Below are 14,298 nucleotides of genomic sequence, written 5' to 3'. Positions count from 1 at the left end.
TCTGCTTCACACGGCATAAGGGCTGGATCTCAGCGCGGAGATCTTTCTAACCGTGTACCCTTCGGAACGTCGCCCCACGTTTCCTTGCTATCCTCTTGCGCATCAGTCTGCGTCTTCACCTACAGTTTCAGAATAGCAAAAACTCCAAAAAGCAGGCCGGGATTTTTTAGACCGATTGCGTTCAAGGAGGAGGGCGGCAGGATGGAAAAATGCTATCGCCAGCCAGAGATTTTTGGCGCCTTCGGCCCATGTGCATCGCTTGTGGCTGGGCGGATGGAAAGGTCAGCCCTTGGGGTTTTACAGGCAACCTCCCGGGCGAAACGTTACGAAGGTTGGTACCGGCAAATAATCTATCCGGGATATTGGAGCCGTTCCACGATCACTCGGGTAACCCGGCCAACCGTAGTCCATCGGCGAAGCGCGTGGAATCCTCGTGCCGTTGGATGGGTAGCCAGTCTTTCAGGTTGGAGATACGCAAAGAGGGATCCAGATCGCGAAGACGCTGCATCGCCAGCCGCGCTTTATCCATTCGTCCGCTGAGGGCATGACTGGCCGCCACCAAGGCCACCGGGGCGAGGAAACTGGGCAGGTTGCCCAGCGCCTTTTCCGCCCAGTCCGTCGTGAGATCGAAGCGCCCGGCAAAGAAATGCGCGAGCGCCATTCCGACCTGCATCCTGAACATTTCCGGATCCAGCGGACTCAAGCGAATGGCATGGGTAAGTTGCTCGATGGCGGCGTCTGTTTCACCGCGCAGCGTGCGCAGGATACCGCCCAGGTACCAGGCGGGGGCGAGGTTGGGGTTGAGCAGACGTGCCCTGTCGAGCAATGCAATGCCGCCGTCAACATCGCCGGTGAGATGGCTTAATGCATGTCCGCCTCGCGTCAACGCGACTGCATCATCCCGGCCAAGCGTCACCGCCAACCGCGCAAGCCGTACGCCCTCAGCGATCTCTTGCGTACGATCGGTCATCCAGCCATTCAGCTTGCGCCAGAAGTGACACCAGGCTGCCATGCCATAGGCCGATGCAAATTCCGGATCGAGCTCGATGGCCTTGTAGAACAACGGCAGCGCCTGGTCGAGGGCTTCCCGGGTGCCGTTGTGCAGTTTTGCCATTCCGCGCAGGTAGTAGTCGTAGGCGTCCAGGCTTTCCGTCGGTTTGCGTTTGGCACGTTCGATTTCTGCCCGTTCGAGCTGCGGTGCGATGGCTCCGACGACGCTTTCGGCGATTTGATCCTGCAGCTCGAAGATGTCGTTGAGCGTGCCTTCGAAGCGCTCCGCCCAGATATGTGTCCCGCTCGTCGCGTCGATGAGCTGCCCGGTGATGCGTACCTTGTTCCCGCACTTGCGCACGCTGCCTTCCAGCACGTAGCGAACGCCCAGCTCCTGGCTGACGCCCTTGGCGTCCACCGTCCGGCCCTTGTAGGTGAAGCTCGAATTGCGCGCGATGACGAACAGCCAGCGGATACGCGACAGGGCAGCGATGATGTCTTCGACGATGCCGTCAGCGAAATATTCCTGCTCCGGATCGCCGCTCAAGTTCTGGAAGGGCAAGACGGTAATCGAAGGTTTGTCCGGGAGGACGAGCGAGGAGGAGGGCGTTTCCTTCGGGTCTGTATGCGCGCGTTCGTCGATGACAGGCTGGTCAGGCTGTTGCGCTTCGCCGATTCCGCCGACCTTGATCTGGCCGACAAAGCGGTAGCCCTTGCGGGCGACGGTGCGCACCAGGCGCTGCTCCTCCCCCGTATCGCCAATGGCCTTGCGCACCGCATTGATGTGACTGGTGATCGTCGATTCCGAGACGATCCGGCCACTCCACACCGCCTTGAGCAGGTCGTCTTTGCTGACGACACGATCAGGGTTGTTGACGAACAGCAGCAATAGATCGAAAACCTGCGGTCCGACGGCCACGGTTTGCCCGCGCAAGGTGAGTTCCCGGCGCTCCTCATCGAGCACGTAGTCTTCAAATACGAATGGCAAAGTGCGGTTCCCCTGGCGAAGCGCCCTCAACTCCGTGTCCCGGGCGACTGGCGATTAGTATTTGATTTGATGATACGGCAGCGCTAAAACCGCCGCACCGTCCGTGGCAGAGACGGCGGCGGACAGCGGCGTCTTTGGACGTAAAACCAAGCATTCGTGGAGGGAAACCCATAGCAGGCACAAGGACTAAGTTCACGCGCGCAGGCAATCTCCCCTTACACCGACGCAATGGTTGCAGTCGATACGTGGAGAAAGCCCATGAAGATCGTCGTCATCGGAGGCACCGGCCTCATCGGATCGAAACTTGTGAAGAACCTCCGCGAGCGCGGCCATGACGTGCTCGCTGCCAGCCCCAGCACGGGCGTAAACAGCATCACTCGCGAGGGCCTGGCCCAAGCGATGGATGGTGCCGACATCGTCGTCGACGTGGCGAACGCGCCGTCGTGGGAGGACCAGGCCGTCCTCGAGTTTTTCGAAACGTCGAGCCGTAACCTGCTGGCCGCCGAAGCGGCTGCCGGGGTTCGCCATCACGTTGCGCTGTCGATTGTCGGGAGCGAACGGCTTCCCGAGAACGGCTATTTCCGGGCCAAGGTCGCGCAGGAAAACCTCATCAAGGCATCCGGCATTCCTTACTCTATTTTGCGTGCCACGCAATTCTTCGAATTTGTCGGCGGCATTGCCCATTCGTTTACCGTCGGCGAAGAACTTTGCGTTTCGCCGGCGCTGATCCAGCCGATGGCGTCCGACGACGTGGTGGCGGCACTTACCGACGTCGTGCTTGCATCGCCGGTCAATGGCACGGTCGAAGTCGCGGGGCCCGAGGCTATGCCGCTCGACGAGTTGATCAGGCGTTTTCTGCGGGCCACTCAGGATACTCGCCAGGTCGTACCGGACGTACACGCACGCTACTACGGCGCCGTGCTTGACGATCGATCGCTGACCCCCGGCAAGAACCCGCTCCTGGGCGCGATCCGTTTCGAAGACTGGCTCAGCCAGTCAACGGCCGAAGCGGGCCGCTGAGGTCTCCAGGGACAACTCACGAAGGCGCCGCCCCGGTAGTGGGGCGCGCCGTCATAACCCCTGCACACGAAGGAGTATTGCCATGGTTGCCCGATTTCTCTTAGCCGCTGCTTTCGCAGCACTGTCGATCAGCGCAGCGTCGGCCGCTGAGCCGCCTGATGCCAAGGTGACAGTCGTGTTTGACCGTCCCATTCCCAACATCCCTGGCAAGAGCATGAAGGGTGTGGTCGTCGAGTATGGGCCGGGCGCCGCGTCGCCGTCCCACACCCATCCGAAAACGGCCTTCATCTATGCAACGGTCCTGGAGGGCGCGTTTCGTATCAAAGTCAAAGGCCAGCCGGAAAAGATCTACCACGTCGGCGAAAACTTCGTAGAGGAACCGGGTTCCGTGCACGAAGTCAGCGCCAACGCCAGCAACACCGAACCTGCACGCCTGTTGGCCGTGTTCGTCCTCGACAGCGACGAAAAGACACTCGTTATACCTATCAAAAAGTGAGCGGATCAACGCGCTCATAAATGCTCGACAGCCGGGCGGCAGGCCACTGTCGCCCTGGGCTGCTGTAGTGCATGGCATTGAACAGGAAATGAAAAAATGAACTCGCTCCAGGACACGGCCGCCATTGCCACCGGGGCAATCGCCGGGCCCCCCGTCGTAGTGGCGCGGCGAAGCACGCGCAAGACAATCGGCATACTGCTGTGCGTCGGCGCGGTGGTGGTCGTGGCTGCCTGGGGGACCATGGCTGTTTCGAGCGGCACAACCTCGACCGATAACGCCTATGTTCGCGGTGACGTGACCTCACTCGCTGCAAAGGTGGCCGGCTATGTCACTGCGGTAGAGGTCGTGGACAACCAGACCGTCCGGGCGGGTGACGTCCTGTTTCGTATCGATGACCGGGACTTTCGCGCAAAGCTTGCGCAAGCAGAGGCTAATGTCAGCGCGGCAAAGGCTCGCCTGACCCATGTCGATGCGCAGACCCAGCTTCAGCGCGCGTTGATTCGGCAGGCCGAAGCTCAAAGACGTTCAGCCAGCGCCGACATGGATCTGGCAACCAAGACCCACGATCGCAGTCGCAAACTGATCGCCAGCAACGCGGTGAGCCAGGCCTTGTTCGATGAAACCGGCACGGCGCGTTCCAGAGCCGAGGCGTCGGTATCGGCCGCTTCGGCAACGGTGGAGGCGCAACAGCAACACATCGCCGTCTATGTGGCCGAGCGAGAGGCTGCCGTGGCGGCCGTGTCGCAAGCACAGGCTGCGCGCGATCTCGCCCAGATCGATCTTGACTACACCGTGGTACGCGCGCCAGTGGATGGCGTCGTCGGTAACCGCCAGGTTCGTGTCGGCCGGCTCGTGACGCCGGGCGTTTCCCTGCTCGATATCGTGCCGGTCAATGATGTGTGGGTCGTGGCCAATTTCAAGGAAACCCAGCTCGAACATATCCGTCCCGGACAGCGCGTGCGCATCACGGTCGATGGTTACCCCAACACGGCACTTGAAGGCGTGGTCGACAGCTTTGCGCCGGGGAGTGGGGCGGCGTTCAGCTTGCTGCCGCCTGACAACGCAACCGGAAACTTTGTCCGTGTCGTGCAGCGGGTTCCGGTCAAGATCCGGCTGGCCGACAATCCGCTGCCGGGGCGCATCGTGCCAGGTCTGTCCGCGCGGGTGGAGGTGACGCAAGGGGGCGGCTCATGAACACCTTTGCCAGCGCAACGCCGAGCGGCGCCAAGGCTACGACTGGCGTCCTGCTCATCGTGGGCGTCGTGCTGGCCACACTGACGGAAGCGATCGCCGGCACCGTTCTATCAATCGGGCGCGGCGATATCATCGGCGACACCTATGCAACACCTGATGAAATCGCCTGGCTGGATGTCGGCTACACCACGCTCAAGCTGATCGGGTTCATCATGGCCGCATGGCTGATGCAGCGTTTTTCTGCGCGTAACCTGATCATCGGCTCAACCCTGGCCATGGGCCTGGCGTGCTGCATGGCCGCCATCATCGCTCGACTGGACCTGCTGATCGCGCTTCGGATCATTCAAGGCTTCGCCGGTGGCACCCTGCTGGTGGCGGGCCAGGCGATGATTTTTCGTGCCTGGCCGCGAGCCTTTCAGCCGATACTTCAAGCCCTGTTTGCCATGGGCTCGGTGGTTGCGCCAGCGACTATTGCCCCGGCCCTTCAAGGGTGGTTGATCGACAGTCAGTCCTGGACCCGGATTTTCTTCAGCGTGGTACCGCTGGCCCTGGCGGCGACGGGTCTTTTGCTCATTGCAGACGGCCCATCGCCTGCCCAAGTCCGGCAGCGCCCCTTCGACTGGCTCGGCTTCTCCCTGATCTCGGCCACCTTGTTCTGTTTCACCTACGTGCTCAGCCAAGGCAGTCGATGGGACTGGTTCGAGGAACCTCGGATCCTGATGCTGACAATGATCGGCACCGCCGCGCTGCTGGTATTTTTCGGCCAACAAGCGTTGGCCAAAGGCCTGGGGGTATTCGATTTCACGGTGTTCAAATCGAGTGATTTTACCTTTGCCTTTATCGTCAGCTTTGTCGCTGGCGCCGCCTTGTTCGGCAGCGCATTTCTGATTCCGGCATTCGCCCTGTCGGTGCTGGCGTTCACCCCGACCGACGCCGGCTTGCTCCTGCTGCCCAGTGGCGGTTTGTTTGTCGGCTCGCTGCTCATCACTGCCTTTTTTATCAAAGTGCGCCGCGTTCCACCGGTTGCGACAGTGCCCTTCGGCATCCTGCTGATCATGGGGGCGATGTGGATGCTGTCCGGCTCCACCAGCGACAGCGGCGCCGGTGACATGATGGCGGCTATCCTGTTGCGGGGCCTGGGCCTTGGCTTCCTGTTTCTGTCAATTACGCTGATCGCCTTCAGCGACCTCAACAGCCGCAACCTCGCTTTCGGCATCGGGCTGTTCAATACCGGGCGTCAATTGGGTGGCTTAATGGGCGTCGCCGGGATCCAGACCCTGATTGACCATCACATCGTCATCAATGTCGCGGCTCTCGGCGCCAACGTCACCCCGGGGGGAAACGCGCTCATCGAACGACTGACGGCCACCACGGCGATGTTGGCGGGAAAGGGGATGGATCAAGTGGCCGCTGGCAGGGCAGCGACGAGCCTCTTGGGCAAGGTCGTGTCAGGTCAGGCCACGGTGATTGCCTTCGACACCGCGTTCTACGCCGTGGCCCTGCTGTTTGTCGTCGCCGCGCCCATACTGATCGGCATCAAGATCGGCCTGGTGCGATACGCGAAAGCGCGAGCTGTCGCGTGAGACAGCCCACACCAACCGAGCCCCTGAAACGTCAGCAACAGATACTGTCTGCCAATCTCCTGGCCTGCTGAGTCGCGGCCTCACGCGCGCTGCGATCAACGTCTTCGCCCAGGATGGTTTTCTCCACGATCACCGAATGCACATCCGTCACGCCGACAAATTTCAGCCAGGCTTCAATATAGGGCTTCTGAAAATCGAAGCGCGTTGCCGGCGTGCTCGACCGCGCCGAAAAATCCAGGCCTCGGGCGTACATCACCACGGCGGTTTTGTTGAGCAACATGCCTTCCAGACCGCGCTCCGCGTCAACGCTGAACAGGATGTCTTTCTGCGACACCAGGTCGATGAAGTGCTTGAGCTTGTACGGAATGCTGAAGTTCCACAGCGGTACAGACATCACCAGCACATCCGAGCGGTGCAGGTGACTTGCCAGCTCTTTCAGGGTATTCCAGGCGTCTTGTTGCGCCGGGGTCAAAGGCGTGCCATTGAGCCCGGCGTATTTGGCCTCCATGGCCAGATCATCGAATTCCGGTAACGCCATGTTCCAAAGGTCGAGCGTGATGATTTCGGTGTCTGGGGCGTGTTCTTGGTAACGCGCAATGAAGCTACGGGCGACTTCAAGGGAGGCCGAGCGCTGCTTGCGCGGAGAACATTCAATGTGCAGAAGAGTCGTCATGGTGCGCCTCGAGTGGTGGGGGGTAGGGCAGTGGGCGCATTGCAACATAGTTGGATTTGAAATATAAATCGTAAATACCAACACCATTGATCACGAATAAAACTATGTTCGATGCACTGCTGCTCAAGACATTTGTCACTGTCGTCGATGAACAAGGCTTCAGCCGTGCCGCCCAGAAGCTGCACCTCACTCAGTCTGCGGTCAGTGGCCACATGCGGCGATTGGAAGAGCAGATTGGTAAACCGCTGTTGACGCGCACCACCCGCTCCCAGCAATTGACTCCCGATGGCGAACGCCTGGTCTCTTATGCGCGCACGATCCTTGTGCTGAACCGTGATGCCTGGGCAGAACTGACGCGCACGCCGTTTCACGGACGGCTGCGGATCGGGGTGTCCGAGGATTTTGTCGAATCGCGGTTATTGCGCACTTTTCAGGATTTCGCGGCGCAGTACCCGGGCCTGGAAATCGACGTGCAGGTGGGCATTCCTGGCACGTTGCTGAACCTGATGAAGCAAGGCCATCTGGAACTGGTCATCGGTTCTCTATGCGAAACCAGCGAAGCGGGGTTACTGCTGTGGCAAGAACCGCTGGTGTGGGCCTGGTCGGCGCAACCCGTCACCCGGTTACCGACGCCATTGCCGTTGGCCCTGTTCCCCGAGCCGTGCCCTTATCGAGAGACAGCGCTGACACGGCTGGCCCAGGCGGGGATCGCCCAACGCACGGCGATGTTATGCAGCAGCGCTGCCGGGTTGCGGGCGGCGGCGCTTGCAGGCTTCGCGGTCGCGCCCATGCCTCTCAGCCAGTTGGGGCAAGGACTGGTGGCTCTTGGGGCCGAACAAGGGTTACCGGATTTACCGGATGTGCAATTTCGGTTGTTCACCTCTCCTGAAGCGGATCAGGCGATTGCGGCAGCGGTCACTCAGCTCATTGTGGCGTATTGCTCTACGCGCAGGGCTTGAGCGTCTTTGCCTCTGCGGTCGACTCATCGATAGATGGCGTAGTCATTTGATCGTAACAACGACCTTGCCCTTGGCTCGTCCCTGCTCGACGTACTTCAATGCCTCTGCCGTAGATTCAAAGGGGAAGGAGCGGTCAACTACAGGTTTGATGATTCCGGCCTCAATGAGCGCGGTGATTTGTTGCAGCTGGGTGCCATTTGCGCGCATGAACACGAACGCGTAGCTGACGTCCTGCTTGCGTGCCTTGCGCCGAATACCGAGGCTCAGCAGGCGCATGACTTGCTGCAATGGCCAGGACAACCCTTGCTCCTGCGCGAACTTCGCAGTGGGTGGCCCTGAGATGGAAATGAGCTGGCCATCGGGCTTGAGGACCTTGAGTGACTTCTCCAGTACGTCTGCGCCGAGGCTGTTCAACACCACGTCGTAGTCGATCACCAGGTCGGCCCCCAGCGCCTTCACCCATTCGACATTCGCGGTGCTGGTGGTGGTCGCGACAAAGGCGCCGAGGTGTTTGGCAAGTTGGATGGCGAGGGTACCGACACCACCGGAGCCAGCGTGGATCAGCACTTTCTGGCCCTTTTTCAGTTGGGCGGATTCGACCAGTACTTGCCAGGCGGTCAGCGCGACCAAGGGGATGGACGCGGCTTGTGCCATGTTGGTATTGGCAGGTTTCAGGGCGATCGCGTTTTCGTTTACGGCGATCAATTGGGCGAACGTCCCGATCCGCGCTTCGGGCGGGCGAGCGTAGACTTCATCTCCCGGTTTGAAGCGTTTCACGTGCGAGCCAACCTCAACCACGATGCCCGCCAGGTCATTGCCCAGTACCAGCGGAAATGAATAGGGCAAGATCAGTTTGAATTCGCCTTTGCGGATCTTCGAATCCAACTGGTTGACGCTGCTGGCGTGTACCTCAATCAAGACGTCGCGGGCGCCCACCGCGGGGGCGGGCACTTCGCCAATGCGCCCGGTGTTCTTGCCATAGCGATCAATTAAAAATGCCTTCATCGTTGTGCGGCTCTTGTCGGTTGGAATGAGGGTGGACGGAGCGTTTGCGGCGTTGCTGCGCCGTGTTATCAGGCATCAAGGAACGCCAGTACCTTGGTCACAAAGTCAACGTAGTGCTGGAAAATGCCGCCGTGCCCGGCATCTTCATAAATGACCAGCTGTGCGTTGGGAATGCAGTTGGCAAGCGCAATCGAGTTAACGCTGGGCACCATGATGTCGTTGTCGCCGTTGACGATCAGCGTCGGCATCCACAAGCGCCCGAGGTTTTGGGGCGCCTGTTTGCCCCACGCGGTGATGGCTTTCAACTGCCGTAGGAAAGCGCTGGGCGTCGGGCCTTTGTCACGATTTTTTTTGCGCTCTTTCAAACGCTGCAAATACTGCGATGCGGCTCGATTGCCATTGGGCGTCGAAGTAAAGAACAGGTAGACCTTGGGATCTCGCAAGGTCAGCAAGCCCTTGATCATCAATGGCCACGTCACCGAACCGACCTTGTCGATACCGGTGCCGCCGGCCGGCCCGGTTCCGCTGAGAATCAATCGGCGTACCAATTCGGGTGCCTTCAGGGCGATGTCCTGAGCGATGAAGCCGCCGAGTGAGAAACCGAGCACGTCGACGGTCTCGAAACCCAGCGCACGTATCAGCTGGACGGCATCGTCAGCCATTTCGCCGACCGTCAGTGGCGCGGTTCCACCAGAGCCGCCAATGCCGCGATAGTCGGTGGCAATGACGCGCCGTGTTTGTGCCAGGCCATCGATTATCGCGGGGTCGAAGTTGTCCAGCACCGCGCCCCAATGGTTAAACAGTACGAGTGGCACACCGGTTGTGGGGCCGGTGTCGCGATAGGCAAAGGGAATGCCGTTGACCGTGATCGACTGGTTCGCCGCGTTGATGAACGACGTCTGCGAACCCGAAGGGGTATTTGTCTTCGTTGGATTCATTTCTACTCCGAACAGCGGGCCGGATTCGATGCAGCGTCTGGCACGCCTGCATCGAATCCGGCGCGAATGCTCGCTACCAAAAGATCACTGTTGAGTGTGGTAGCGCTGGGCAACCGCAGACTGGCGGATTTGCCCCAGCAGACCCTGACGTGCGATTTGCAGGTCATCCCAGCGTTCAGCTTCTTGCAGCGGCGGGATCGTCACCGGTTCGCGACGATCGAAACCGACCAGTGCTGCATCCACCAGATCGTCCACTTCCATGATTTCGTTCAAGGTGTTGATGTCGACGCCGGAGCGATCCCAGATTTCCGTGCGGGTGGCCGCCGGCAGCACGGCCTGCACGTACACGCCCTGAGGTGAAAGTTCCAAACTCAGGCCTTGGGAAAGGAACAGCACAAACGCCTTGGTCGCACCGTAGACCGACATGCCGAACTCCGGCGCAAGACCCACCACCGAACCGATGTTGATGATCGCACCGTCGCCTGCTTTGGCCAGGCGTGGGGCGATGGCGCTGGCGAGCCGCACCAGCGCTGTGGTGTTGAGGGCGACCAGTTGCGCAACGCTGTCGGTGCTTTGGTCGATGAAGTTACCGGACAGCGCGGCGCCGGCGTTATTGACGAGGATGCCGATACGGGCGTCGTCGCGCAGGCGGGACTCAACGGTTGTCAGATCGCTGAGTTGGGTCAGATCCGCCGGAATCACATCGACGGCGACGCCGTGTTCGCTGCGCAATCGGGCTGCAAGTGCGTCCAGGCGTGCCTGGTCTCGGGCGACTATTACCAGGTCGTGACCGCGTTGAGCGAAGCGTTCGGCGTAGACGGCGCCAATGCCGGTGGAGGCGCCAGTGATGAGAACAGTAGGGCGAGTGCTCATGGGATCATCTCTCTTTCAGGGTGTGTGAAAACAGAAAACGCGGTCATTGATTGCTCAGCTTGCGGTGGCGCTCGATTCAGCCAACGTCGGGTAGTCGATGTAGCCTGCCGAGCCGCCGCCATAGAGGGTGGCGGGATTGAAAGCGGACAACGGCGCGCCACGCTTGAGGCGCTCCACCAGATCCGGGTTGCCAATGAACGGACGACCGAACGCGATCAGATCGGCCTGGTCTTCGGCGAGCCGCGAAGTCGCCAGGTCCAGGTCATAGCCGTTGTTGGCGATGTAGGTGTTTTTGAAGCGCTGGCGCAGGGCGCCGAAATCGAATGGCGCCACGTCACGCGGGCCACCCGTCGCGCCTTCGACCATGTGCAGATAAACGACGCCGAGGGCGTCGAGTTGATCAACGACGTAATCGAATTGCGCCTGCGGATCGCTGCTGGAAACGCCATTGGCCGGCGACACCGGCGACAAGCGCACACCGGTGCGATCCACGCCGATTTCATTGACGACGGCTGCCGTCACTTCGAGCAACAGACGCGCACGATTTTCAATCGAGCCGCCGTAAACATCGGTGCGCACGTTGGCGCTGTCCTTGAGGAATTGATCCAGCAAATAGCCGTTCGCGCCGTGAATCTCCACGCCATCGAACCCGGCGGCGACAGCGTTTGCCGCGGCCCGGCGGAAATCGGAGACGATCCCCGGTAGTTCGCTGATGTCCAGTGCGCGCGGCTCGGAGACGTCTTCAAAGCGGTTGTTGACGAATACTTTAGTGGTGGCTCGCAGCGCAGAAGGGGCCACGGGTGCGGCGCCGTTTTCTTGCAGATCAACGTGCGACACACGGCCGACATGCCACAGTTGCAGGAAGATTTTTCCGCCCTTGGCGTGGACGGCATCGGTCACTTTGCGCCAGCCATCTATCTGCGCCTGCGTGTAGATCCCGGGGGTGTCCTGATAGCCCTGAGCCTGTTGGGAAATCTGCGTGGCTTCGCTGATCAGCAAGCCTGCGCTTGCGCGTTGGCTGTAATAGGTGGCCGCGAACTCGCTTGGCACAAAGCCTTCGCCTGCGCGGTTGCGTGTCAGTGGCGCGAGGACGACACGGTTCGACAGCGTGAGGGCGCCAAGCGTGTAAGGGGTAAACAGATTCTGGTCGGTCATTTGGTATTTCTTCCGTGCCCGTTGATGAAGATCGTTGTGCGTGCAATTAGGATGATGATCGAAATCTAAACTGTCAACGATTTTGATTATGACCAACATCTATGTATCATTGGGCGCATGATTTCCCAGTGGACATGAGGTATTGCACGTGAGAGTGACCAAGGCCCAGGCGCAGGCCAATCGGGAGCACATCGTTGAAACGGCCTCTGAGCTGTTCCGTGAGCGCGGCTTCGACGGCGTCGGTGTATCGGATCTCATGGCGGCTGCCGGTTTCACCCACGGAGGTTTCTACAAGCATTTCGGTTCGAAGGCAGACCTGATGGCCGAAGCCTCTGCCTGCAGTCTTTCCAAATCGCTGGTAGGCGCGGAAGCGCTCGATGTTCCGGGCTTCATCGACGTCTATGTGACGAGGGAGCATCGGGACGGACGTGGCAGCGGTTGCACCATGGCCGCGTTGTGTGGCGATGCGGCGCGTCAATCGGACGATGTGAAAGCGACGTTTGCCGAAGGGATCGAGCACATCCTGCAAACACTGGGGGACAAATATCCGACCAGGCCGGATGCCGCTCCGGGTGAGGACAGAAAGAAAATGATCGACCTGCTGTCTCGTGCTGTCGGTGCGATTATTTTGTCGCGTGCCTGCCCGGATGATTCCGCGCTGGCGGATGAGATCCTTGAGGTGTGCCGCGCTGAAATGTTTGCTTCGTTGCCGGTCAATGAAGCGGAAGCGGGGTAGAGGGGCGGCTCATTCAAAGCATGGTTTTCGGTAGAACTTCGATTTTGATGCGCGGACCTGAAAGTCAACTTTTGGGTGTGGATTCAACCGTCTATGCTTTGGCGGGCCCCTTTGTGTGGGGCGGCACTGGACGAAGCAATCGGTTCATCGTGATCAGTTCAGCACTTGGAGTACCGATGACGGTGCGAGTGAGATAAGTCCGCCTGGGGGGAGGGGAGACTCACCCCGCGTCAGCATTCCGCAACAAAGCCGTATATGTCTGGACATATTTTGCGGGTGCCAGACCGACCATCCGGGTGAAGTCCCTGATGAAGTGTGCCTGATCAAAATAACCCAGCTTGAGCGCGAGATCCGTCCCCGGCCTGGCTTCGCCGCTCTGCAGCAGGGTCAGTGCTTCATGTAGCCGGTATCGGGCAATCACCCACTTCGGACTTACGCCAACGTAATGGGCAAAGAGGCGTTGTAACTGCCGCTCGCTAACTCTGGACAACTCACTGAGTTGTGCCACTGTTGTCAGTCTGTTGTCTGACGCGATTTGGGCGATGAGGTCATTGAGCAGTTCTACACGCTCATCGGGTTGCGGCAAGCAGGGACACAACAACGCTTCTGATTGCTCGCACAGGCTCGCCATCCCCGGACATTCGATTTGCTCGGCCAACCTGTCGACCGCCGCCCCAAAAACTTCAGAGGCCGGGAGCGATCGGTTGGCCAACCGGCTGACAGGTCCGCCGAGAAATGGCTGGAATGCAGCGGGACGGAACTTGATTCCAAACGCCCAGCTGTTGCCAGACAGCGTCTTGCTGAAGCGGGAGCGACGGGGTCCCCACACATGGACCTGACCCCTTTCCACAACGAGATGCACATTGGGGTGAGGCAGGGTTTCCTGTTGCTGTGCAGGCTGATCGCTGAGATTCCAGCTGACATACCAATAATGCTCAACCCAGGGTGCCAACTGGACTGAGGGTGCCTCGCGAATGTGAGTGAACTGCGGGCCCGTCAATCGCTGATTAAGGACGCCTCGTGCGGGCTGCAGGATAACAGTAGAGGCTGGTCGTGTTTTTCCAATCATCTTCGGTCGCCATTTGCTCCAATGAAAATCAGGGACAGGTCCGACTGTGTGGACCGGTCAAATAAGCCGCTGATCTCGGCATAGGCGGACTGTAAACAGTCGAGGGATTAGCGTCGACAACAACTGCGTCAGGTATAGACCTTACGGCATTACCTGGATTTTTAATGGAGATGACAGCATGCAAGCCAAGGGAACATTCGACGTCCAACTCCCCGTCCATCCTGTTGCGCCCGGTACCGAGGCCGCCCAACTGAGCAGAAAGGCCATACACAAGACGTTTCAGGGAGACTTGGTGGCCAATAGTCTGGGAGAGATGCTTGCCTCCCTCTCGACGGTCCCGGGATCTGCCGGCTATGTGGCGATGGAGCGGGTTGAGGGTAATCTGGCGGGAAGGGCAGGCAGCTTTGTGTTGATGCATTTTGGAACGATGGACAGAGGCCAGCGAACACTGACCATTCAGGTCGTGCCCGACTCGGGTACCGGCGAATTGGAGGGACTCAGCGGCACGATGGAAATAGATATCCGTGATGGGCAGCATTTCTATCTGTTCAACTATCAACTCATGTCACGCGCTGAACAGTGATGAAGCTCAAACGCATCATCCTGATATCGGCCATCA

The 14,298-nt window shown here is 59.7% G+C and carries 14 protein-coding genes; 7 read left to right on the top strand and 7 right to left on the bottom strand.

The window, feature by feature from the left end:
- Positions 1 to 379: 379 nt before the first annotated feature.
- Complete coding sequence (locus tag AO353_RS28480) at positions 380 to 1,978, bottom strand: winged helix-turn-helix domain-containing tetratricopeptide repeat protein (protein ID WP_054597980.1); 1,599 nt, start codon at positions 1,976 to 1,978, stop codon at positions 380 to 382.
- 258 nt (positions 1,979 to 2,236) lie between these two features.
- Here AO353_RS28480 and AO353_RS28475 point away from each other — a divergent pair, with 258 nt between their 5' ends.
- From AO353_RS28475 to AO353_RS28460, 4 genes are all read left to right on the top strand, one after another.
- Positions 2,237 to 2,998: an SDR family oxidoreductase gene (locus AO353_RS28475; protein WP_054597979.1), complete on the top strand. Its 762-nt coding sequence runs from the start codon at positions 2,237 to 2,239 to the stop codon at positions 2,996 to 2,998.
- 82 nt (positions 2,999 to 3,080) lie between these two features.
- Positions 3,081 to 3,494, top strand: a complete 414-nt coding sequence (locus AO353_RS28470; RefSeq protein ID WP_054597978.1) for a cupin domain-containing protein — start codon at positions 3,081 to 3,083, stop codon at positions 3,492 to 3,494.
- A 96-nt stretch (positions 3,495 to 3,590) separates the two neighbouring features.
- Entirely contained in the window at positions 3,591 to 4,688 is a 1,098-nt protein-coding gene (locus AO353_RS28465; protein WP_054597977.1) for an HlyD family secretion protein, read from the top strand.
- Positions 4,685 to 6,271: a DHA2 family efflux MFS transporter permease subunit gene (locus AO353_RS28460; protein WP_054597976.1), complete on the top strand. Its 1,587-nt coding sequence runs from the start codon at positions 4,685 to 4,687 to the stop codon at positions 6,269 to 6,271. Before AO353_RS28465 ends, AO353_RS28460 begins: the two co-directional genes overlap by 4 nt.
- 31 nt (positions 6,272 to 6,302) lie before the next feature.
- On the opposite strand, the gene AO353_RS28455 is transcribed toward AO353_RS28460, so the two are convergent.
- Positions 6,303 to 6,944, bottom strand: coding sequence for an FMN-dependent NADH-azoreductase (locus AO353_RS28455; RefSeq protein WP_054597975.1), 642 nt, complete (start codon positions 6,942 to 6,944; stop codon positions 6,303 to 6,305).
- 104 nt (positions 6,945 to 7,048) lie between these two features.
- Here AO353_RS28455 and AO353_RS28450 point away from each other — a divergent pair, with 104 nt between their 5' ends.
- Positions 7,049 to 7,903 carry a LysR substrate-binding domain-containing protein gene (locus tag AO353_RS28450; protein WP_054597974.1) on the top strand — a complete coding sequence of 285 codons (855 nt, stop codon included), beginning with the start codon at positions 7,049 to 7,051 and terminating at the stop codon, positions 7,901 to 7,903.
- Positions 7,904 to 7,945: 42 nt separating this feature from the next.
- Here AO353_RS28450 and AO353_RS28445 read toward each other — a convergent pair whose 3' ends face one another.
- From AO353_RS28445 to AO353_RS28430, 4 genes are all read right to left on the bottom strand, one after another.
- Entirely contained in the window at positions 7,946 to 8,908 is a 963-nt protein-coding gene (locus AO353_RS28445) for an NADP-dependent oxidoreductase (protein WP_054597973.1), read from the bottom strand.
- A gap of 68 nt (positions 8,909 to 8,976) precedes the next feature.
- A complete protein-coding gene (locus tag AO353_RS28440; protein ID WP_054597972.1) occupies positions 8,977 to 9,846 on the bottom strand; it encodes an alpha/beta fold hydrolase in 870 nt (289 codons plus the stop codon).
- An 84-nt stretch (positions 9,847 to 9,930) separates the two neighbouring features.
- Positions 9,931 to 10,719 carry an SDR family NAD(P)-dependent oxidoreductase gene (locus tag AO353_RS28435; protein WP_054597971.1) on the bottom strand — a complete coding sequence of 263 codons (789 nt, stop codon included), beginning with the start codon at positions 10,717 to 10,719 and terminating at the stop codon, positions 9,931 to 9,933.
- Positions 10,720 to 10,773: 54 nt separating this feature from the next.
- A complete protein-coding gene (locus tag AO353_RS28430; protein ID WP_054598375.1) occupies positions 10,774 to 11,874 on the bottom strand; it encodes an alkene reductase in 1,101 nt (366 codons plus the stop codon).
- 148 nt (positions 11,875 to 12,022) lie between these two features.
- Here AO353_RS28430 and AO353_RS28425 point away from each other — a divergent pair, with 148 nt between their 5' ends.
- Positions 12,023 to 12,610 (top strand): TetR/AcrR family transcriptional regulator, encoded by a 588-nt coding sequence (locus AO353_RS28425; protein ID WP_173859952.1) that lies wholly within the window; start codon positions 12,023 to 12,025, stop codon positions 12,608 to 12,610.
- A gap of 220 nt (positions 12,611 to 12,830) precedes the next feature.
- Here AO353_RS28425 and AO353_RS28420 read toward each other — a convergent pair whose 3' ends face one another.
- Positions 12,831 to 13,679 carry a helix-turn-helix domain-containing protein gene (locus AO353_RS28420; protein ID WP_054597969.1) on the bottom strand — a complete coding sequence of 283 codons (849 nt, stop codon included), beginning with the start codon at positions 13,677 to 13,679 and terminating at the stop codon, positions 12,831 to 12,833.
- A gap of 178 nt (positions 13,680 to 13,857) precedes the next feature.
- On the opposite strand from AO353_RS28420, the gene AO353_RS28415 reads away from it, so the two are divergent.
- Positions 13,858 to 14,262 (top strand): DUF3224 domain-containing protein, encoded by a 405-nt coding sequence (locus AO353_RS28415; protein ID WP_054597968.1) that lies wholly within the window; start codon positions 13,858 to 13,860, stop codon positions 14,260 to 14,262.
- The last annotated feature ends 36 nt before the right edge of the window (positions 14,263 to 14,298 follow it).

The organism is Pseudomonas fluorescens (assembly GCF_001307155.1).
Lineage (GTDB): Bacteria > Pseudomonadota > Gammaproteobacteria > Pseudomonadales > Pseudomonadaceae > Aquipseudomonas > Aquipseudomonas helvetica.
The sequence above is the reverse complement of the archived record's forward strand: the minus strand, read 5'-3'. Positions and strand labels throughout refer to the sequence as shown.

What these genes read in the sequence shown, in the direction of transcription:
- AO353_RS28470 (WP_054597978.1), top strand. Translation starts at nt 3,081, where the DNA reads ATGGTTGCCCGATTTCTCTTAGCCGCTGCTTTCGCAGCACTGTCGATC.
- AO353_RS28420 (WP_054597969.1), bottom strand. Translation starts at nt 13,679, where the DNA reads ATGATTGGAAAAACACGACCAGCCTCTACTGTTATCCTGCAGCCCGCA.
- AO353_RS28475 (WP_054597979.1), top strand. Translation starts at nt 2,237, where the DNA reads ATGAAGATCGTCGTCATCGGAGGCACCGGCCTCATCGGATCGAAACTT.
- AO353_RS28465 (WP_054597977.1), top strand. Translation starts at nt 3,591, where the DNA reads ATGAACTCGCTCCAGGACACGGCCGCCATTGCCACCGGGGCAATCGCC.
- AO353_RS28450 (WP_054597974.1), top strand. Translation starts at nt 7,049, where the DNA reads ATGTTCGATGCACTGCTGCTCAAGACATTTGTCACTGTCGTCGATGAA.
- AO353_RS28435 (WP_054597971.1), bottom strand. Translation starts at nt 10,719, where the DNA reads ATGAGCACTCGCCCTACTGTTCTCATCACTGGCGCCTCCACCGGCATT.
- AO353_RS28455 (WP_054597975.1), bottom strand. Translation starts at nt 6,944, where the DNA reads ATGACGACTCTTCTGCACATTGAATGTTCTCCGCGCAAGCAGCGCTCG.
- AO353_RS28430 (WP_054598375.1), bottom strand. Translation starts at nt 11,874, where the DNA reads ATGACCGACCAGAATCTGTTTACCCCTTACACGCTTGGCGCCCTCACG.
- AO353_RS28460 (WP_054597976.1), top strand. Translation starts at nt 4,685, where the DNA reads ATGAACACCTTTGCCAGCGCAACGCCGAGCGGCGCCAAGGCTACGACT.
- AO353_RS28415 (WP_054597968.1), top strand. Translation starts at nt 13,858, where the DNA reads ATGCAAGCCAAGGGAACATTCGACGTCCAACTCCCCGTCCATCCTGTT.
- AO353_RS28440 (WP_054597972.1), bottom strand. Translation starts at nt 9,846, where the DNA reads ATGAATCCAACGAAGACAAATACCCCTTCGGGTTCGCAGACGTCGTTC.
- AO353_RS28445 (WP_054597973.1), bottom strand. Translation starts at nt 8,908, where the DNA reads ATGAAGGCATTTTTAATTGATCGCTATGGCAAGAACACCGGGCGCATT.